This window comes from Agromyces neolithicus, from assembly GCF_039529735.1.
GTDB classification, from domain to species: Bacteria; Actinomycetota; Actinomycetes; order Actinomycetales; family Microbacteriaceae; genus Agromyces; species Agromyces neolithicus.
In genome coordinates this window covers 1-20,486 of record NZ_BAAANJ010000004.1, presented here as the reverse complement: position 1 = coordinate 20,486, position 20,486 = coordinate 1, and the positions used below count along the sequence as shown (strand labels likewise).

Below are 20,486 nucleotides of genomic sequence, written 5' to 3'. Positions count from 1 at the left end.
AGCGCGAGTGGCGGTCTTGACCGCGTGCGAATTCAGCGAGGCGAGGCCTCGGCGGGGTGATCCTGATGGGTGGGGTCGCGCCGGTGGGAGGCGGCGCGGCGCGGCGCTGCGCTCGAACAGCAGAGGTGATCGGGCATTCCGCTTCGGCGTGAGTGGTGCCGAATAGGCTGGGGGAGTGGCGCACCGCATCTACATCTGCTCGGCCGAGGGCAACACCGGCAAGTCGACCGTGGCTCTCGGAACCCTCGACACGCTGACCCGGCGGGCCACTCGCGTGGGCGTGTTCCGCCCGGTCGCGCGCTCGACCGACGAGCGCGACTACGTGCTCGAGCTGCTGCTCGCCCACGACGCGGTGGTCGAGTTGTCGTACGACGATGCGATCGGCGTCGGGTACGACGACGTGCACGCCGACCCCGACGCCGCGCTCGCCACGATCGTGCGTCGGTTCAAAGCCGTCGAAGACCGCTGCGACGCGGTCGTCATCCTCGGTTCCGACTTCACCGACGTCGGCAGCCCCACCGAGCTCGCCTACAACGCCCGCATCGCGGCGAACCTCGGGGCGCCCGTGCTGCTGGTGCTCGGCGGTCGCGTCGGCGAGGCCGCTGTGCTCGGCCACTCCGACCGACTCGGGCACAGCGACGCGCGCACGCCCGGCGACCTGGCGCAGCTCACCGAACTCGCCGCCGAAGAGCTCGAGCGCGAGCACGCGAGCGTGCTCGGCATCGTCGTCAACCGCGCCGACCCCCAGCGACTCGACGAGATCGTCGAGGCGGTACGCGAGGCAGGTCGTGCAGGCACCGCCGTCGCCGTCTGGGCGATTCCCGAGGACCCGTACCTCGTCGCGCCGTCGATGCGCACGATCATGCAGGCCGTCGGCGGCGAACTGTACGCCGGCGATCCCGACCTGCTCGACCGTGAGGCGCTCGGCGTGGTGATCGCGGCGATGTCGATGGAGAATGTGCTGCCACGCCTCATCGAGGGCTCGGTGGTGATCGTGCCGGGCGACCGCAGCGAGGTGCTGCTGGGCGTGCTCACGGCGCACGCGTCGGCGACGTTCCCGTCGATCTCGGGCATCGTGCTCAACGGCGGGTTCCCGCTCTCCGAGCACATCGAGCGACTCATCGAGGGGCTCAAGGCCGGCCTGCCGATCATCCAGACGTCGCTGGGCAGCTACGACACCGCGCTCGCGATCCGCAACACCCGCGGCCGGCTCGCCGCCGAATCGCAGCGCAAGCGCGACACGGCCCTCGCGCTGTTCGAGCAGCACGTCGACGGCGCGGCGCTGCTCGACCGGCTCGAGATCGCGCGGCCCGAGGTGGTCACGCCGCTCATGTTCGAGTACGGCCTGCTCGAGCGGGCGCGGCGAGTGCGCAAGCACATCGTGCTGCCCGAGGGCTACGACGACCGCATCCTTCGCGCCGCGGCAACGCTGCTCGCGCGCGACGTCGCCGACCTCACGATCCTCGGCGAAGAGATCGAGATCCGTGCCAGGGCCATCGGCCTCGGCCTCGACATCTCGCGGGCGACCGTGCTCTCGAACCACGACCACGTGCTCGTCTACCGCCTCGCCGACGAGTACCAGCGACGGCGTGCCCACAAGGGCGTCACGCTCGAGCAGGCACGCGACACCGTTCAAGACGTGTCGTACTTCGGCACCATGATGGTCGCCATGGGGCTCGCCGACGGCATGGTGTCGGGAGCCATGCACACCACAGCGCACACCATCCGCCCGGCATTCGAGGTCATCAAGACCGTGCCCGAGGTCGATGTCGTGTCGAGCGTGTTCCTCATGGCGCTGGCCGACCGGGTGCTGGTCTACGGCGACTGCGCAGTGGTGCCCGAGCCCACGGCCGAGCAGCTCGCCGACATCGCGATCTCGTCGGCCGCCACGGCGGCGCAGTTCGGCATCGACTCGCGCGTGGCGATGCTGTCGTACTCGACGGGCGAGTCGGGTTCGGGCGCCGACGTCGACAAGGTGCGCCGGGCCACGGCCCTCGTGCGCGAGCGGGCACCCGAGCTCGCCGTCGAGGGGCCGATCCAGTACGACGCCGCGGCCGACGCCGCGGTCGCGCGCACGAAGCTGCCCGAGTCCGATGTGGCCGGGCGGGCGACGGTCTTCATATTCCCCGACCTGAATACGGGCAACAACACCTACAAGGCGGTGCAGCGGTCATCGGGTGCGGTCGCCATCGGCCCGGTGCTGCAGGGGCTGCGCAAGCCCATCAACGACCTCTCACGCGGCGCGACCGTGCAGGACATCGTCAACACCGTGGCGATCACCGCGATCCAGGCGGCCGATACCCCGTGAGCGACATCCTCGTCGTCAATTCGGGCTCTTCGTCGCTGAAGTACCAGCTCATCGAGATGACGACCGAGCGCACGCTCGCGTCGGGCCTCATCGAGCGCATCGGCGAAGCAGGGGGCGGGCGGGCGGTGCACACGCTCCCGTGGGACGAGGTGCCGTCGGTCGATCGCACCGATGCACCGTCGACCACCGAGCGCGAGCTGCCGGTCCGCGACCATGTCGCCGCGTTCGGGGTCATGCTCGAGGCATTCGAGGCGCATGGGCCGTCGCTCGACTCGCACCGACCGGTCGCCGTCGGTCATCGGGTCGTGCACGGCGGCAAGCGGTTCTTCGAGCCGACCGTCGTCACCGAGCTCGTGAAGATCAACATCGCCGACCTCGCCGAGCTCGCACCCCTGCACAACCCCGCGAACCTGCAGGGCATCGAGGCGGCGCAGCAGGTGTTCCCCGACGTGCCGCATGTCGTGGTGTTCGACACGGCGTTCCATCAGACGCTGCCGCCGGCAGCCTACACCTACGCGATCGACGCCGACGTCGCCGAGCAGTACCGGGTGCGGCGCTACGGGTTCCACGGCACGTCGCACAAGTACGTCTCCGAGCAGGCGGCGCAGCTGGTCGGGCGGCCGCTCGCCGAGCTGAAGCAGCTCGTGCTGCACCTCGGCAACGGCGCGTCGATCACGGCGATCGACGGCGGCCGGTCGGTCGAGACCTCGATGGGGATGACCCCGCTCGAGGGCCTCGTCATGGGCACGCGTTCGGGCGACATCGACCCGGCGGTGCTCGTGCACCTGCACCGTCGCGCGGGGTACGACTTCGATGACCTCGACACGCTGCTCAACAAGCGCAGCGGACTGCTCGGGCTCGCCGGCACCAACGACGTGCGCGACGTGCTCGCGGGGCGGGCGGGCGGCGACGACGCGGCGACCCTCGCCTTCGACGTGTACGTGCACCGGCTCAAGGCCTACGTCGGCGCGTACTACGCCCAGCTCGGCGGGGTCGACGTGATCTCGTTCACCGCGGGGGTGGGTGAGAACGCCGCGCCCGTGCGCGCCGCCGCGCTCGCCGGACTCGAGCGGCTCGGCATCGCGATCGACGCGTCGCGGAATGAAGCGCAGTCGCACGAGGCGCGGGTGATCTCGACCGACGCCTCTGAGGTGGTGGTGCTCGTGGTGCACACGAACGAGGAGCTCGAGATCGCCCGCCAGACGCTCGAGGTCGTCCGCGGGTAGCCGCGGCGCGGCTCGTCCATGCCTGATCCCGGCCGAGAGTGCACTCGGCGCACGGATATCGGCAAGAGATATTGCGCAAGAACAGTTGTGCAAGAAGCCTTGTGGAACTAGCATGAACGCATGGCGGAATCCAGAAACTCCATCGACCTGCACGACGCGGGGCCCATGCGGGCGCTCGCGCACCCGCTGCGGCTGCGCATGCTGGGACTGCTCCGCAGCGGCGGCCCCCAGTCGGTCGGCATGCTGGCCGAAGCCACCGGAGTGGCCTCGGGATCAGTGAGCTACCACCTCTCGACCCTCGCGAAGCACGGCTTCGTGGTGCCGGCGCCCGAGTTCGAGCGCGACGGCCGCGAGCGCTGGTGGCGCGCCGCACACGAGATGACGACCATGCGCAACGAGGAGTTCATCGGCGACCCCGAGCGGCGCGAGGCCGCCGAGGCCATGCGCCGAACCGTGCTCGACTCGTATCACCGCGAGCTCGTCGACGCGCTGAACGCCGAGATCGACCTCGAGCCCGAGTGGGTGGCGGCGTCCGACTCGAGCGACGGCGCCGCGCACCTCACCCTCGACGAGTTCCGCGAGCTCGACGCCGACCTCGCAGCGGTGCGTGAGAAGTGGTGGGGCCGCGGGCGCGAGCCACGAGAGGGCACGAAGCTCGTGCGCTGGATCACGCACACCTTCCCGCGGAGCGGCTCGTGACCGGCGCCACGAAGACCGACGCCGCGACATCCGACATCGCACTCGACGCGGCTGGTGGTCTCGATACGGGCGCTGCGCGTCCACCTCGACCGACCGGGCCGCGCCGCCGCCTGCCGCTCATCGCGAACCTCACCGCGGCCTTCTTCTCGCTCGGCGGCAATGCGATCGCGCTCGTGGCGATCCCGATCATCGCCCTGACCCAGACCGGATCCGCGCTGGCCGCAGGCGTCGTCGGCGTCTTCGCCACGGTGCCGCTCGTCATCGGCGGAGCCTTCGGCGGCGTGCTCGTCGACCGCTTCGGCTACCGCGCGTCGAGCATCGTCGCCGACGTCGCGAGCGCGCTCACCGTGCTGGCGATCCCGGTGCTGCACGCCACGATCGGCCTGCCGTTCGGCGCCCTGCTCGCGCTCGTGTTCCTCGGCGGGCTGCTCGACCCTCCGGGCGATACCGCGAAGACCTCGATCACGCCCGACCTCGCGGCGCTCGCCCGCACGCCGATCGCCCGCGCCGCCGGAGCCCAGTCGGCCGTGCAGCGCACCGCGATGATGGTGGGTGCGGGGGCGGCGGGTGCCCTGGTCGCGCTGCTCGGCCCGATGCCGGCGCTCGTGGTCGACGCGGGCGGGTTCCTCATCTCTGCGCTGCTGGTGCTGTGTTTCGTGCCACGCCGGGTCGCGGCATCCGATTCGCTCGAAATCGACGGCGCGCACGAACAATCGGATGCCCCGGGCCGCGGCTTCGTCGCCGGCATCAGGTTCGTCGTGACCTCGCCGCTGCTGCGCGCGATCGTGGTGCTCGTGACGCTCACGAACGCGATCGACGCCGCGGGCATGATGGTGCTGAAGCCGCTGTACGCGACCGAGGTGCTCGGCGATCCGGCGCTGCTGGGTTTCATGGTCGGATGCTTCGCCGCGGGCGCCCTCTCAGGTTCGGCGCTGTTCGGGGTCGTGGGCCATCGGTTCTCGGGGCGGGTGATGTTCGCGACCTGCTTCGTACTGGCGGGCGCGCCGCCGTACCTCGCGATGGCAGCCGGCGCGCCGGTGGCGGTACTGTTGCCGGTGCTCGCTGCGTCGGGGCTCGCGGCCGGGGCGCTGAACCCGATGATCTCGACGGCGATGTACGGCCTCGTCCCGAACGGCATGCGGGCGCGCGTGTTCGGCGCCACGACGGCCGGGGTGGCGGCGACGATGCCGCTCGGCGCGTTCCTCGGCGGGTTCGCGGCCCAGCAGGTCGGGCTCGTGCCGACGCTCGTCGCGTGCGGACTGCTGTACATCGCGCTCGGATCGAGCCCGCTGTACCTGCGCTCGTTCGGGGGACTCGCGGCCGCACGCGGCGCCAGAGCCGACTGACACCCCTACCGGGGTAGGGGGTCGAAATGGCTCAGCGGGGTGATGTGAGACGCCCCGACGGCTTCCTACGCTCGCACGATGAGCCTGCTGGTCGTAGAACGCCCCGACGGTGCCCAGGGCACCATGTCGCCCGTGATCCGAACGGCGGGACGCCGTCGAGAAGCCGTCGATCCGGCGCAGAGCGGGTTCGCGCAGCTCACACGTCAGATCAAGGCCGAGGGCCTGCTCGACCGGTACGTGGGCTTCTATGCGCGCAAGGCCCTGCTCTGGGCGGTCGTGCTCGGCGTGTCGGTTGCGGCATCCGTTCTCATCGGCGACTCGTGGTGGCAACTCGTCATCGCGGGAGTGCTCGGCGTCGTCTTCACCCAGTTCGCGTTCATGGCGCACGAGGCGTCGCACCGCCAGGTCTTCCGATCGGGGCCGGCGAACGATTGGGCGGGCCTTCTCCTCGCCAACCTCGTGGTGGGCATCAGCTACAGCTGGTGGATGAACAAGCACACGCGCCATCACGGCAATCCCAACGTCATCGGCAGGGACCCCGACATCGAGAAGGACACGATCTCGTTCCTCGAAGAGGACGCCGCTCAGCGCAGCGGTCTCCTCCGGCTGATCACGCGGAAGCAGGGGTACCTCTTCTTCCCGCTCCTGATGCTCGAAGGCATCAACCTGCACGTGCACGGCATCCGTCACGTACTCGGAAAGGGCACGGTCAAGCGCCGCCCGCTCGAGGTCACGCTCATCGCCGTTCGCCTCGTCGCCGTCGTGGCGCTCGTGTTCGTGGCCTTCCCCCCACTGCTGGCCGTCGTGTTCCTGTTCGTGCAACTCGCGGTGTTCGGCGTCTACATGGGTGCCTCGTTCGCGCCCAACCACAAGGGCATGCCGCTCATCCCGCGCGGTGAGCGCGTCGATTTCCTCGAACGCCAGGTGCTTACCAGCCGCAACATCCGCGGCGGACGGTTCTTCGACTCGCTCATGGGCGGCCTCAACTACCAGATCGAGCACCACTTGTTCCCGAGCATGGCGCGGCCCGCGCTGGCGCGCACGCAGCAGATCGTGCGCGAGTACTGCCGCGAGAACGATGTGCGCTACACCGAGACCGGGCTCATCGAGTCGTACGCGATCGTCATCGCGTATCTCAACCGAGTGGGGCTCGCCGCACGTGACCCGTTCGACTGCCCCATGATCAACTCGTACCGCCGCCGCGACTGAGGTCGATGCCGCCGCGTCGTCTGGTCACGGATACCGCAGACACGGCTCGAAACGACGCGGCGCGCCGAGCCGTCGCCCGTAGGTTTGGCGCGTGGATATCAACACGTTCTATGCGTTGTTCTCGGCGACCTGCTTCACGCTCACCGGCCTCTGGTGGAACGTGGTGCACAATCGGCCCGGCTGGGGCCGGAATCCTGCGATGCGCCGCGCGATCGGCGGCGTGTACCTCTCGTTCTTCCTGCCGGCCCTCATGGGGCTCTTCGCGCAGGTGGGCGGCACGGAGTCGCCAGTCATCTGGCGGGCATCGTTCGTCGTCATCGCGCTCGTGGGCGGTGTCTCGATGATCGTGTTGCTCGCCCAGGCTCGCGCCGACCGGCAGACCTGGTCGGTCGTGGCCACCCAGGCGGCCGCCGGCGTGGTCTACGCGGTGATCGCCGTGCTCGGCCTCGCGCCCGAGCTCGTCGGGGGGCTCGGCCTTCGGCCGATCCAGGTCGAGGCACTGCTGCTGATCGTGCTGATCGCCTTGGCACACGCCCTGGCATGGCGCTTCATGGTCGAATCGACGGATCGCACGCACGCCGACGCGTGACCCGAGTGGCGATGCCTTCGACGGGTATGTACTCTACGGAGCCCCTCAGCGCGCGAGGCGCGCGCAGTCGATGCAGAGCGTCGCGGTGGGCCGGGCGTCGAGGCGCGCAACCGTGATGCGCTTGCCACAGCGGGCGCACACCCCGTATGTGCCGTCGGCGATGCGAGCAAGCGCGCGGTCGATGTCGGCGAGCTCGCCGTTGACATCGGCGAGCACGGCGGTGCGCTGCGACCACTCCTGCGTCATCGTCGGGCCCTCTGGGTCGTGCTCGTCGTCGGCGGTGGCGCCTGCGCGGGCGGCCCGCACCTCGGTCATCGCGTCGTCGAACTCGACGTGCCGCTCCTCGGCGTCGGCGCGCTCGGCGAGCAATCGCGCCGTGAACCGTTCGAGCTGTGCCGGAGTCATCTTCGTCACCGTCATCACGCTCCTTCCGTCCGAGCATCGTACGCCACGAGGCATCCGATGCAGTGTCGGACGCGGCAACTACGATTGATGCGTGGTCACCGCCCTATACCGCCGCTACCGGCCAGAGACGTTCGCCGAGATGATCGGCCAGTCCCAGGTAACCGAGCCGCTGATGACGGCGCTCCGTACCGATCGCGTCAATCACGCGTACCTGTTCAGTGGTCCGCGCGGGTGTGGAAAGACCACGTCGGCACGTATTCTCGCGCGTTGCCTGAACTGCGTCGAGGGCCCGACCGATGACCCGTGCGGCGTGTGTCCCAGCTGCGTCGAGCTGTCGCGTGGCGGGGGCGGGTCGCTCGACGTGGTCGAGATCGACGCGGCGAGCCACGGTGGCGTCGACGACGCGCGTGACCTGCGCGAGCGGGCGATCTTCGCGCCGGCACGCGATCGCTACAAGATCTTCATCATCGACGAGGCGCACATGGTCACGTCGGGCGGGTTCAACGCGCTGCTCAAGATCGTCGAAGAGCCGCCCGAGCACGTGAAGTTCATCTTCGCCACGACCGAGCCCGACAAGGTGCTCGGCACGATCCGTTCGCGCACGCACCACTACCCGTTCCGGCTGGTGCCGCCCGCGCCGATGCTCGAGTACGTGCAGCAGCTGTGCGCCGAAGAGGGAATCGCGGTCGAGCCCGGGGTGCTCGCGCTCGTCGTGCGGGCGGGTGGCGGCTCGCCGCGAGACACGCTGTCGCTGCTCGACCAGCTCATCGCCGGGTCAGAAGGCACGACCATCGACTACGAACGCGCAGTGGCGCTGCTCGGCTACACCCACGGCGCGCTGCTCGACGAGGTCGTCGACGCCATCGGCGCACGCGATGCGGCGGGGGCGTTCGCCGCGGCCGACCGTGTGGTGCAGACCGGGCAAGACCCGCGGAGGTTCGTCGAAGACCTGCTCGAGCGGCTTCGCGACCTCATCGTCGTCGCGGCCTCCTCGCCCGCGGCGGCTGCAGCCGTGCTGCGCGGGGTGCCCGAAGACGAGCTCGCCCGCATGGCCGTGCAGGCCGGCGCATTCGGCTCGGCCGAGCTGTCGCGGGTGGCCGACCTCGTCAACCAGACCCTCACCGAGATGACCGGGGCCACCTCGCCGCGCCTACACCTCGAGCTCATGCTCGCCCGGGTGCTCGTGCCCGGTGCAGACGACTCCGAGCGCGGCGCGCTCGCCAGGGTCGAGCAGCTCGAGCGGCAGGTCGCCGGTGGTCGAGTGGCGACAGAGCCATCGGTCGGTCGAGTAGCGACGAAGGAGCGTATCGAGCCCCCGGTCGATCGCGAAACTTCGGTTGGTATCGATACGCCGGCTGCGCCGACTACTCCACCGACGGTGGCCGATACTCCCGCCGCTCGACCGCCGATGTCCGTTGGCCCGATCACCCTGCAGCAGATCCGCGACGCCTGGCCCGAGGTGCTCGCGTCGCTGCAGCGCACCAAGCGCACCGCATGGATGGCGGCGCTCTCGGCCCAGGTACTCGAGTATCGCGCCGATGACGACGTGCTCGTGCTCGGCTTCGCCGGCCCGAGCGATGTGCAGGGCCTGCGGTCGGGCACCGGCAGCCAGAACTCGGCCGAACTGCTGCGCACCGCGATCCACGACGTGCTCGGCGTCACGGTCAAGTTCCTGCCGCGCGTCATCGGCGCCAACGCCGCGCCGAGCCCGGGTGCGAGCGAGAGCGCAGCGCCGCCGCAGGGGAGTGCGCCCGTGGCCGACAGTGGGTCCGCTGCAGTCGAGAGCCCGTCGATGCAGCCGACCGGCTCGCCGAGCGCCCCTGCCCCGAGCGCCCCTGCCCCGAGGGCCGCCGCCCCCGAGGCCGGGGCTTCGAAGATCGCCGCCCCCGAGGCGCCTGGCGCCCCGGTCGACTCCTGGGCGACGGTCGCGATCCCGACAGACCCCGCTCCCGCGGGCGAGGCCGGCCGCGAGGCCGATTCACGTCCGCGCGCTGCGACCATGCTCGCCGAGCGGCAGGTCGTGCCCGAGGCACCCGACGATGCACCGCCCATCGACGAGCGCGACGCGCCGCCAGAAGATGCCGAGCCGCCGTTCGACCCGGGTCCCGAGCCCGGGGTCGTGGTCGAGGCATCCGTGCCGCCGAGTGCGACGGCAGCGGCGACGAACGCCGCACCGGCGAACACCGCTCCGGCGAAGGCCGCTCCCGCGAAGGCGCGCCGCGCCCCGGCGAGGGCGACCGCGACGGCGACCGACGGTGGCATCCAGCGCTACGGCGAGGCCGTCGTGCGTGAGGTGCTCGGCGCGACGTTCATCGAAGAGACCGAGACGCCGCCGGCCCGCACCGGCTTCGGGGAGCGTGGCTAGCCCGTGTACGAAGGCATCGTTCAGGAGCTCATCGACGAGTTGGGCCGCCTGCCGGGCATCGGGCCGAAGTCGGCGCAGCGCATCGCGTTCCACATCGTGCAGACCGAGCACTTCGATGTCAGCCGGCTCGCCGAGATCCTGCTGCAGATCCGCGACAAGGTGCGGTTCTGCGAGATCTGCGGCAACGTCTCCGAGCAGTCGACGTGCTCGATCTGCCGCGACCCGCGACGCGACCCGGCGCTCATCTGCGTCGTCGAAGAGGCCAAAGACGTCGTGGCCATCGAGCGCACTCGTGAGTTCCGTGGGCTCTACCACGTGCTCGGCGGCGCGATCAGCCCCATCGACGGCATCGGACCCGACGAGCTGCGCATCCGCCAACTCATGCAGCGGCTCGCCGACGGCACCGTCACCGAGGTCATCATCGCCACCGACCCGAACCTCGAGGGCGAGGCGACAGCCACCTACCTCAGCCGGCTGCTGACCACCCTCGAGATCCGCGTCACCCGCCTCGCCTCGGGCCTGCCCGTCGGCGGCGACCTCGAGTACGCCGACGAGGTCACCCTCGGCCGTGCATTCGAGGGCCGCCGCGTCGTCGGCTGAAGCTGGGCGCGGCGGCGTCGGCCGAGGATGCCTGGCACCTTTGCACTTCGCCACTTCGCCACTTCGCCACTTCGCCACTTCGGCACCGACTTTGCAGGGCGAACCCCGTATGGAGTGCGCCACGAATTCGCTTCGACCAGCGACTCCTGAAAACAAGGACGCCCCTTCAACTCTTGCACAGTGACGCCCGTTCAATCTTGGACAAGGACGCCCGTCTCACGCGGAGAATGAGTGTCCGAAACGGGGTGTCAGAATATGGGTGTCCTTGTTTTCAGGAGTCGCGCAGGCGAAAGACCGCTGCATACCGCTGAGCGGATGCCCGGGGACTCTCATCCTGTGCTGTGTCGGGCCGCATGCTTGACGCACCGGGGCGGCGGCACTAGAACGGGGAGATGGTGAGCGCGGGCGCGAAATGGGTGGCCGGATACGTGGCCGCGTGGGAGTCGAACGATCCCAAGCAGATCGGGGCCCTCTTCACCGATGACGCGGTGTACCTGACGGCTCCCGACGCGCAGCCGCGGCGTGGGCGCGAAGCCATCGTCGCGGGGTGGCTCGAAGACCTCGATGACCCGGGCACGTGGGCGTTCGACTGGAAGCTGCTGCACGAAGACGAGTCATCCGACGGCAACTTCGTCGTCGTGCAGGGCCGCACCGAGTATCCGGCGACCAGGGATTACGTGAACCTCTGGATCATCCGCCTCGACCCCAGCGGCCGCGCCACCGAGTACACCGAGTGGTACATGCCCCGGCCCCACTGACACCCGGCCCGAACGAGTCCCGCCCGCACTGGAACCGGGTCGCACCGAGTCTCGCCCGCCCGCACCGTCGCCCGCCGTCACATGAAGGGCGCCACATGCACCCCGCCGTATGATTGGACTTCCGGCGCCGGGCTCGGAACCGACGCCGGCAGTACACCCCAGGAGACCATGTGAGCTTGATCGTGCAGAAGTTCGGCGGGTCGTCCGTCTCAGACGCCGAGAGCATCAAGCGGGTCGCCAAGCGCATCGTCGAGACCCGCAAGGCAGGCAACGACGTGGTCGTCGCGGTGTCGGCCATGGGCGACACGACCGACGAACTGCTCGACCTCGCGCATGAGGTCACCCCGATTCCGGCGCCCCGCGAGCTCGACATGCTGCTCACCTCGGGTGAGCGCATCTCGATGGCGCTGCTCGCGATGGCGATCAAGAGCATGGGTCACGACGCCCGCAGCTTCACCGGCAGCCAGGCCGGCATGATCACCGACGCCACGCATGGCGCAGCCCGCATCGTCGAGGTCACCCCGGTGCGCCTCCGTGAGGCGCTCGACGACGGCGCCGTCGTGATCGTCGCGGGGTTCCAGGGCTTCAGCCGCGAGTCCCGCGACATCACCACCCTCGGCCGCGGCGGCAGCGACACCACGGCGGTCGCGCTCGCCGCTGCGCTCGAGGCCGATGTCTGCGAAATCTACACCGACGTCGACGGCGTGTTCACCGCCGACCCTCGCGTGGTCAAGCGGGCCCGCAAGCTCGATCGCATCACGTCCGAAGAGATGCTCGAGCTCGCGTCATCCGGTGCCAAGGTGCTGCACATCCGCGCGGTCGAGTACGCGCGCCGGCACGGCGTCACCCTGCACGTGCGGTCGTCGTTCAACAACAGTGAGGGGACGATCGTCTACGACCCCTCGCGTCTTCCCGAAGGAGCAACTGTGGAAGAGTCCGTCATCGCCGGAGTCGCGGTCGACCTCTCCGAAGCCAAGATCACGGTCGTCGGCGTGCCCGACAAGCCGGGTGTGGCCGCGGCGATCTTCAAGATCGTCGCCAAGACCAATGCCAACGTCGACATGATCGTGCAGAACGTGTCGGCCGCGTCGACCGGTCGCACCGACATCTCGTTCACGCTGCCGATGGCCGACGGTGAGCGAGCGCTCACGGCGCTGTCTCACGAGCAGGAGGCGATCGGCTTCCTGTCGCTGCAATACGACGACCAGATCGGCAAGCTGTCACTCGTCGGCAACGCCATGCGCTCGGCGACGGGCGTGTCGGCCGGCCTGTTCGAGGCGCTCTACGACGCGGGCATCAACATCGAGATGATCTCGACGAGCGAGATCCGCATCTCGGTCGTCACGCGCGCCGACAGCGTGCACGCTGCCGCACGCGCGGTGCACGCGGCGTTCGACCTCGACGGCGACGACGACGCGGTCGTGCACGGCGGCACCGGCCGCTGAGTCCAGCAGACGGGCGGATGCCCCGGCGCGAGGCCCCGCCAATACCCGCCGGTTTGCAGGACATTCCTGCCTTTGCAGGATGCTGAGGCCTTGCAACGTCCTGCGAACCGACGGATGTCCTGCAAACTGGAAGAGACGTACAGGCGAACCGCACGCCGCGGCAGCCGCCTGGAGAGTGAGGAACACCATGGTTGACGGAGTGAACATCGGCGTGGTCGGCGCGACCGGACAGGTCGGCGCGGTCGTGCGCAAGCTGCTCGAAGAGCGCGACTTTCCGGTGGCGAGCATCCGCTACTTCGCGAGCGCCCGGTCGGCCGGATCGACGCTGCCGTGGAAGGGCCATGACGTCGTCGTCGAAGACGCCGCGACGGCCGACCCCACGGGCCTCGACATCGCGATCTTCTCGGCCGGCGCCACGACCTCGAAGGCGCAGGCGCCGCGTTTCGCCGCCGCGGGCGTCACCGTCATCGACAACTCCAGCGGCTGGCGCATGGACCCCGACGTGCCGCTCGTGGTCAGCGAGGTCAACCCGCACGCCATCGATGAGGCTCGCAAGGGCATCATCGCCAACCCGAACTGCACCACGATGGCGGCCATGCCCGTGCTGAAGGTGCTGCACGACGAGGCCGGCCTCGAGCGCCTCATGGTCTCGACATACCAGGCGGTCTCGGGCGCGGGCCTCGCGGGCGGTGAAGAGCTGCTCGAGCAGGCGCGAGCCGCCATCGCGCAAGACACCATCGGCCTGCTGCACGACGGGTCATCCGTCACCTTCCCCGACCCGGTGAAGTTCCCGCGGCCGATCGCGTTCGACGTGATCCCGCTCGCCGGTTCGATCGTCGACGACGGCGACCTCGAGACCGACGAAGAGAAGAAGCTGCGCAACGAGAGCCGCAAGATCCTCGAGCTGCCGGGCCTGCGGGTCGCGGGCACGTGCGTGCGCGTGCCGGTGTTCACGGGGCACTCGCTGTCGATCCACGCCGAGTTCGCGAACCCGATCACGCCCGAGCGTGCCACCGAACTGCTGTCGGATGCCCCGGGCGTCGCGCTCTCCGATGTGCCCACGCCGTTGCAGGCCGCGGGCAACGACCCGAGCTACGTCGGCCGCATCCGCCAAGACCAGTCGGCGCCCGACGGAACGGGTCTCGTGCTCTTCGTCTCGAACGACAACCTGCGCAAGGGCGCGGCGCTCAACGCCGTGCAGATCGCCGAGCTCGTGGCGGCCAAGTTGCCCGCGCGGGTGTAACGGCGGGCTTTCGCTGGTCGAGTCGCGCCGGCGAAGCCGGACGCGTATCAAGACCGGGAGGTGACCGGTGCGTTCTCGCGGTATCCGGCGAACGGCAGCGATTGTCGTCGCGATCGGATGGGTCGCGATCGGATGCCTCGCGTTCGCCGCATGCACGATGCCGGTGACCTCCGTGCCGGGGCAGGCGACGTCGCCCTCGACGGGCCAGACCGTCGTCGCCTTCTACGGCGACTCGTACACGCGGGGCACCGGGGCGACCTCGCCGGAGCGGCGCTGGTCGTCGATCGTGAGCGTCGACCGCGATTGGTTCGAGTTCAATCCGAGCGTCGACGGGCTCGGGTTCGTGATCAACCGCGAGTTCGTCGCCGGCGCCGGAGGCGACCTCGTCGACCAGATCGTCGAGCACGACCCGGCGCCCGACATCGTGATCGTGACGATGGGGCTCAACGACAACTTCGCGCCGCCTGATGCCGCCGGCGACATCGAGGCTGCGATCGACGCCGACCTGGCCCGCTTCAGAGACGAGTTGCCCGATGCCCGGCTCGTCGTCGTCGAACCGTTCTGGCACCAGGACGATCGGCCCGAGTCGGTCGAGCAGATCATCGGGTGGGTCGCGGCAGGTGCCGACCGCGTCGGGGCCGACTACATCAACGGCGCGTCGAGGTGGATCGAGGGGCATCCCGAGTGGATGGCCGCCGACATGATTCATCCGAACGACGACGGCTACGCGGAGATCGCCCGTCGCATGGATGAGGAGCTCGCGCGGTTGGGGCTGTGAGGCCCGCCGGTCGAGTAGGCGCGTCAGCGCCGTATCGAGACCTCGAGGTGGGTCTCGATACGCGCTTCGCGCTACTCGTCCGGCGGCCGAAGACGCGCTTCGCGCTGTGAGGCCACGCCGGTCGAGTAGGCGCGCCAGCGCCGTATCGAGACCTCGAGGTGGGTCTCGATACGCGCTTCGCGCTACTCGACCGGCGGCCGTGGACGCGCTTCGCGCTACTCGACCGGCGGCCGTGGACGCGCCTCGCGCTACTCGACCGGCGGCCGAAGTGTCCGTACGGGCTTGACGATTCTGAGTTTTGTATACAGAATACGAGCGAGTGAATTCCCCCGTTCCCGTCCCTGGGCCGGGCCCCTGCAATGACGAAAGAGGTGGCGGAATGCCCCGCGCGAACTCGAAGATGAGGCGCCTACTCGCGGTTGGAGCCGCGAGCGCCGTGATGATCGGCCTGGCAGCATGCAGCGCGGGAGGAGGTGCATCCGACAGTGGCACCGTCGTCTGGTCGACCTGGGGAACTCCCGAAGAGCTCACGCGATTCGAGGAGTTCAACGACGAGTTCATGAAGCGCCACCCCGACATCAAGGTCGAGCTGCAGCCCGTCGCGAGCTACTCCGACTACCACTCGAAGCTGCTCGCGCAGCTCACGAGCAACACCGCGCCCGACGTCTTCTACGTCGGCGACGACAAGATCGGCGAGTTCGTCGACGCGGGCGTTCTGCAGCCTCTGAACGAGCTCATGGAGTCCGAGGCGAGCCAGACGAAGCCCGACGACTTCTTCCCCGGTCTGTTCGGCGCAGCCCAGAAGGACGGCGAGACCTATGCCGCCCCGAACGACTCGAATCCCGACGTGCTCTGGTATGACAAGGAGGCGCTCGCTGCCGCCGGCATCACCGAGGATCCGGCCACCCTCGCCGAGAGCGGCGAGTGGACGACCGAGAAGTTCCTCGAGATGAACGACAAGCTCGCCGCGGCCGGACTCATCGGCAGCATGTACTGGAACTACTGGGCGACCCATTGGAGCTGGGTCTCGTCGCAGGGCGGCACCGCGTACGACGAGTCCGGCGCCTTCGTCGGCAACGAGGATCCGACCACGGTCGCCGCTGTCGACGAGCTCGGCCAGTACTTCCAAGACGGCACTTTCGTGGTTGCCGACACGATGCCCGAGGGCGCCGGCGCCGACAGCGTCTTCGTGACCCACAAGGCCGGATTCTTCTCACAGGGCCGCTACACGATCGGCACGATCGAAGCGGCCGGCGTGACGGATTCCTACGACATCGTGCGCTGGCCCACTCCCGACGGCGCCGAGGCTCCCACGGGTGTCGCTGCCTCGTACCTCGCGATCAACGGTCGTACCGACGCAAGCGATGCCGCTTTCACGTTCTGGACGGAGTTCCTGAGCGCCGAGGGTCAGACCTTCCGTCTCGAGGGCGGCGGCAATGCAGTGCCGTCGATCCAGGGCGCAGACGACGTCGTGCTCGAAGGCGGCGTCCCGCCTCACGCCCAGACGTTCCTCGACATGCGGGACATCGGGTTCGCGAACCACCCGGGCGAGGCTGCCGTGCCCGGCCTGTCGACCGACATCAGCGACCTGTTCCTCGCGCTCTACCAGGGCAAGGCCGACGCGCAGGGCACGCTCGACGCGGTCGCCGATCTCGTGGCCGAGAAGACAGGTAAGTGAGCGGGGAGATGACGCACACGTCGGGCGACACGACTGCGGCCCCGGTCGCGTCGATCGTGTCGCCCGCGACCCCCGCGCCTTCCACGCCGGGCGGGCTCCGCAAGGAGTCCGCCTGGCGGCGGCGCGACCGCCGATGGGGCTACATCTTCATCGCCCCGCAGGTGGTCGGCATGGCGCTCTTCGTGCTGCTTCCCTTCGTCGCGAGCATGGTGCTGGCGTTCGCCTCGTGGAACGGGCTCACCGAGCTCACTTGGGTCGGCTTCGAGAACTTCACCGCGCAGTTGCAAGACGAGCTGCTGCTGCGCTCGATCGTGAACACCCTGCTCATCGCACTCATCACCGTGCCGATCGGCCTCGGTCTCGCGGTGGTCATCGCGGTGGCCCTCGAGAAGCTGAAGACGCGCACGCTGTACCTCATCCTCTTCTTCGCCCCCGTGGTGACGAGCACCGTCGCAGTTGCGATGATCTGGCAGCAGATGTTCCGTGTCGACGGCGTGCTCAGCCAGACGATCGCGAACGTCTTCGGCATCGCGCCGCCCGACTGGCTCGGCGATCCGAGCCTCGCGTTGCTCGCGGTGTGCATCGTGTCGATCTGGGCGGCACTCGGCCTCAATGTCATCATCTTCCTGGCGGGCCTGCAGAACATATCGCCGTCGGTCATCGAGGCGGCACGCATCGACGGAGCCGGCGCCGTACGCCTGTTCTGGAGCATCCGCATGCCCCTGCTCTCACCGATCATCTTCTTCTCATCGATCGTCGCGTTCATCTCGTCGCTGCAGACGTTCGACGTCGTGTTCATCCTCACGGCCGACGCCGGGCCCGACAATGCGACCCGCACGATCGTGTACCACATCTACGATCTCGGCTTCGGACGGTTCGAGTTCGGGCCCGCCAGCGCGGCATCCGTCATCCTGTTGCTGCTCACGCTCGTGATCACCGCTGTGCAGTTCGGCGCCCAGAAGAAGTTCGTGCACTACGAGGACGACGCAGCATGACCAACCAACCGATCGCATCGCTGACCCGCGACGCGGCCTCAGCACCGACCGACTCGACGATCGCCATCGTCGCGCCCGACCTCGAGCGCACTCCGGGCGGCACCCGTGCCGGCCGCGGCCGCCGGCGGCTGAACGCCACGGTGCTGCACCTCGCGCTCATCGTGGCTGGCGTCGCGATGGTGTTTCCGTTCCTCTGGATGATCCTCACCTCGCTGAAGACCCTGCCGCAGCTGCTGCAGGACCCGCTCAGCTTCTGGCCCGACCCATGGACGCTCGACAACTACGTCGAGGCGTGGAACGCCGTGCCGTTCGCACAGGCGTACTTCAACAGCATCTACATCGCCGTGCTGGCCATCGTCGGCACGCTGCTCACGGCGTCGATGGCGGGCTACGCGTTCGCGCGCATCAAGTTCCGCGGCGGCCGGGTGATCTTCGTCGTCTTCCTCGCGACGCAGATGATTCCGAAGCAGGTGACACTGATCCCGTTCTACCTGCTCATGGCGCAGTTCGGATGGGTCGACTCGCACCTCTCGCTGATCGTGCCGGCGATGCTCGTCAACCCTTTCGCGGTGTTCCTGATGCGCCAGTTCGTGATGTCGCTGCCGAAAGAGCTCGAGGAGGCCGCGATCGTCGACGGTGCGGGGCGGTGGCGCATCTTCTGGAGCGTCATCCTGCCGAACCTGAAACCCGGCCTCGGTGCGCTCAGCATCATCGTCGCCCTCGATGTGTGGAACAGCTTCCTGTTCCCGCTCGTGCTGCTGAACTCGCCCGACCTGTTCACGGTGCCGCTGCTGCTGTCGAGCTTCCGCGGACAGTTCGGCTCGATCAACTACGGGTTGGTCATGGCGGCGTCGGCAGTGGCGACGATCCCGATGCTCATCGCGTTCGTCATCGGCCAGCGCCGGATCCTCAACAGCATGGCCGCGTCGGGCCTGGGCGGGCGATGACCGCCGCCGAATCCGTCGGTCGAGTAGGCGCGCAGCGCCGTATCGAGACCCCGGATGCCACAACTCTGGCGGCGCTCGCGGGCGAGCACCTCGACCTGGTGCGGGCGCCGTTCACCCTGCCGCGTTCGCGGGTGCTCGTCTTCCGCGAGGGCGACGGCGTGCGGGTGCACACCTCGGAGTACGAGCGCACGCTCGCAGAGTGCCGCGTGCTCGACTCGCTCGTCGTTCGCGATGCGTCGGGCGGACCCCTCGCGATCACCCGGGTGCTCCCGCACGTGATCGAGTTCGGCGGCGGTGTGGACCTGACGTTCGCCGGACCCGGTGCGCTGACCGTCGGTCGAGTTGCGGCGCCGGAGGCGATGCGTATCGAGACCAGCGACGAGGGTCTCGATACGCACGCCGGCGCTCGCTCCTCGACCGGCGGATCTGGGTCGACCGGCGTGACCGTCGAGTGGACGACGCCCGACGGCGTGCTCACCCGGGTCGAGCTCGACGACGACACCGCTGCGGTGCGACTCGACATCGGCGCCGACCGCATGGTGCGGCACGAGGCATCCGGCACCCATCTCGCCGACCTCGCGGCAACCGAGGCGATCTGGCTCGACTGGTTCGCGCGCTGCCCCGTTGTGCGCAGCGACCTGCAGTCCATGACCGCCTTCTGCTGGTGGGTGCTCGGAGCCAACATCGTCGAATTGCCGGCGCTCGGAAACGCCCGCGCCGTGGTGCCCTCGAAGATCGGGTATGTCGGGTTGTGGCAGTGGGACGCCTACTTCATCGCGGTCGGCCTGCGGCACGGCGACCCCGCCCTCGCGCGCGAGCAACTCGAGATCGCGTTCCGGTTCCCGAGCGGCGACGGGCAACTACCCGACGTCGTGCACGAGCACGGGGTGCTCGCGACGAGTGACGACCTGCCTCCCGGTGATCGCGAGAACCTGCGCCGCGCCGGCTCGGCGGTGGCCGATCCGTCGGCGCCCGTGCCGCTGACCAAGCCGCCGCTCGCGGCTTGGGCGCTCGCGAAGGTGCTCGACGTCGAGGCGGCCGACGAGTGGGGGCGCCGGCAGCTCGCGACGATCCGCCGCTCGCAGGACTGGTGGTTCGCGGCGTCGGACCTCGACGGCGACGGTCTGCCCGAGTACGGACATCCGTATTCGTCGGGGCTCGATGACAGTCCGATCTTCGACGGCCCGCTGCCGACGACGTCGCCCGACCTCGGCGCGTATCTGGTGTTGCAGGACTTGGAGCTGGCGCGATTCGCCGACTGTTTCGGCGATGCGGATGCCGCAGCACATCGCTTGCGCGCCGAGCGCACGTTCGGGCTGTTGATGGAACTCTGGGATGACGAACTCGGGCTGTTCGCAGCGCGGGCCGCGGGCGCCGAGGTCGTGAGCGACACGGTTGTGGGTTTGATGCCGCTCCTGACTGGGAGCCTTCCCGAAGCGATCGTCGACCGGCTGGTCGCCGCGCTCGCCGACGAGCGCAGGTTCGCGGCTGCCTGGGCGGTGCCGACCGTGGCGCTCGATGACCCCGACTTCTCACCTGAGCGCATGTGGCGCGGGCCGGTGTGGGTGAATACGAACGCGCTCGTCGTCGAAGGGCTGCGAGCGTCGGGGCGTATCGGGCTTGCGCGCGACCTCGCCGAGCGCACCGTCGCCCTCGTCATGCACGGCGGCGGACCGCACGAGTACTTCAACCCCCTCACGGGCGAGAAGGCGGCGACCGCGACGACGGCCTTCGGGTGGTCGGCGGCGCTGTTCGTCGACCTCGCGGTGGAGCTCTCGTCCGAGACTACGTCGGTCGAGTAGCGCCCGACGAAGGAGCGCGCGTATCGAGACCCCCGTGTCGGTCGAGTAGCGCCCGACGGAGGAGGGCGCGTATCGAGCGTGGGAGGCGCTTCG

The 20,486-nt window shown here is 69.2% G+C and carries 17 protein-coding genes; 16 read left to right on the top strand and 1 reads right to left on the bottom strand.

What is annotated here, in order from left to right; translation table 11 throughout:
* Window positions 1–175: 175 nt before the first annotated feature.
* The 6 genes from pta to ABD164_RS05350 all read left to right on the top strand — a co-directional run bounded on the left by pta (window position 176) and on the right by ABD164_RS05350 (window position 7,377).
* On the top strand, window positions 176–2,308 hold the full coding sequence (gene pta, locus ABD164_RS05375; protein WP_344294211.1) for a phosphate acetyltransferase: 2,133 nt from the start codon (window positions 176–178) through the stop codon (window positions 2,306–2,308).
* Window positions 2,305–3,534, top strand: coding sequence for an acetate/propionate family kinase (locus ABD164_RS05370; RefSeq protein ID WP_344294209.1), 1,230 nt, complete (start codon window positions 2,305–2,307; stop codon window positions 3,532–3,534). Before pta ends, ABD164_RS05370 begins: the two co-directional genes overlap by 4 nt.
* Before the next feature lie 120 nt (window positions 3,535–3,654).
* Window positions 3,655–4,233: an ArsR/SmtB family transcription factor gene (locus ABD164_RS05365; RefSeq protein ID WP_344294207.1), complete on the top strand. Its 579-nt coding sequence runs from the start codon at window positions 3,655–3,657 to the stop codon at window positions 4,231–4,233.
* On the top strand, window positions 4,230–5,579 hold the full coding sequence (locus ABD164_RS05360; protein WP_344294205.1) for an MFS transporter: 1,350 nt from the start codon (window positions 4,230–4,232) through the stop codon (window positions 5,577–5,579). Before ABD164_RS05365 ends, ABD164_RS05360 begins: the two co-directional genes overlap by 4 nt.
* Before the next feature lie 78 nt (window positions 5,580–5,657).
* A complete protein-coding gene (locus ABD164_RS05355; protein ID WP_344294203.1) occupies window positions 5,658–6,788 on the top strand; it encodes a fatty acid desaturase family protein in 1,131 nt (376 codons plus the stop codon).
* Window positions 6,789–6,879: 91 nt separating this feature from the next.
* Entirely contained in the window at window positions 6,880–7,377 is a 498-nt protein-coding gene (locus tag ABD164_RS05350) for a hypothetical protein (protein WP_344294201.1), read from the top strand.
* A gap of 45 nt (window positions 7,378–7,422) precedes the next feature.
* On the opposite strand, the gene ABD164_RS05345 is transcribed toward ABD164_RS05350, so the two are convergent.
* Window positions 7,423–7,797 carry a TraR/DksA family transcriptional regulator gene (locus tag ABD164_RS05345; protein ID WP_344294199.1) on the bottom strand — a complete coding sequence of 125 codons (375 nt, stop codon included), beginning with the start codon at window positions 7,795–7,797 and terminating at the stop codon, window positions 7,423–7,425.
* A gap of 76 nt (window positions 7,798–7,873) precedes the next feature.
* On the opposite strand from ABD164_RS05345, the gene ABD164_RS05340 reads away from it, so the two are divergent.
* The 10 genes from ABD164_RS05340 to ABD164_RS05295 all read left to right on the top strand — a co-directional run bounded on the left by ABD164_RS05340 (window position 7,874) and on the right by ABD164_RS05295 (window position 20,393).
* Entirely contained in the window at window positions 7,874–10,147 is a 2,274-nt protein-coding gene (locus ABD164_RS05340; protein ID WP_344294197.1) for a DNA polymerase III subunit gamma and tau, read from the top strand.
* A gap of 3 nt (window positions 10,148–10,150) precedes the next feature.
* The gene (gene recR, locus ABD164_RS05335; protein WP_344294195.1) at window positions 10,151–10,747 is read left to right on the top strand and encodes a recombination mediator RecR; all 597 of its coding nucleotides are present in this window, start codon (window positions 10,151–10,153) and stop codon (window positions 10,745–10,747) included.
* Window positions 10,748–11,139: 392 nt separating this feature from the next.
* Window positions 11,140–11,505, top strand: coding sequence for a YybH family protein (locus tag ABD164_RS05330; protein WP_344294193.1), 366 nt, complete (start codon window positions 11,140–11,142; stop codon window positions 11,503–11,505).
* A gap of 170 nt (window positions 11,506–11,675) precedes the next feature.
* Complete coding sequence (locus tag ABD164_RS05325) at window positions 11,676–12,950, top strand: aspartate kinase (protein ID WP_344294191.1); 1,275 nt, start codon at window positions 11,676–11,678, stop codon at window positions 12,948–12,950.
* 187 nt (window positions 12,951–13,137) lie between these two features.
* On the top strand, window positions 13,138–14,193 hold the full coding sequence (locus tag ABD164_RS05320; RefSeq protein ID WP_344294189.1) for an aspartate-semialdehyde dehydrogenase: 1,056 nt from the start codon (window positions 13,138–13,140) through the stop codon (window positions 14,191–14,193).
* Window positions 14,194–14,350: 157 nt separating this feature from the next.
* Window positions 14,351–14,971 carry an SGNH/GDSL hydrolase family protein gene (locus tag ABD164_RS05315; RefSeq protein ID WP_425545908.1) on the top strand — a complete coding sequence of 207 codons (621 nt, stop codon included), beginning with the start codon at window positions 14,351–14,353 and terminating at the stop codon, window positions 14,969–14,971.
* Window positions 14,972–15,350: 379 nt separating this feature from the next.
* The gene (locus tag ABD164_RS05310) at window positions 15,351–16,649 is read left to right on the top strand and encodes an ABC transporter substrate-binding protein (protein WP_344294186.1); all 1,299 of its coding nucleotides are present in this window, start codon (window positions 15,351–15,353) and stop codon (window positions 16,647–16,649) included.
* Window positions 16,646–17,644: a carbohydrate ABC transporter permease gene (locus ABD164_RS05305; protein ID WP_344294184.1), complete on the top strand. Its 999-nt coding sequence runs from the start codon at window positions 16,646–16,648 to the stop codon at window positions 17,642–17,644. The genes ABD164_RS05310 and ABD164_RS05305 overlap by 4 nt, the downstream gene beginning before the upstream one ends.
* Window positions 17,641–18,591, top strand: coding sequence for a carbohydrate ABC transporter permease (locus tag ABD164_RS05300; RefSeq protein ID WP_344294182.1), 951 nt, complete (start codon window positions 17,641–17,643; stop codon window positions 18,589–18,591). Before ABD164_RS05305 ends, ABD164_RS05300 begins: the two co-directional genes overlap by 4 nt.
* On the top strand, window positions 18,588–20,393 hold the full coding sequence (locus ABD164_RS05295) for an amylo-alpha-1,6-glucosidase (RefSeq protein WP_344294180.1): 1,806 nt from the start codon (window positions 18,588–18,590) through the stop codon (window positions 20,391–20,393). Before ABD164_RS05300 ends, ABD164_RS05295 begins: the two co-directional genes overlap by 4 nt.
* Window positions 20,394–20,486: the final 93 nt, after the last annotated feature.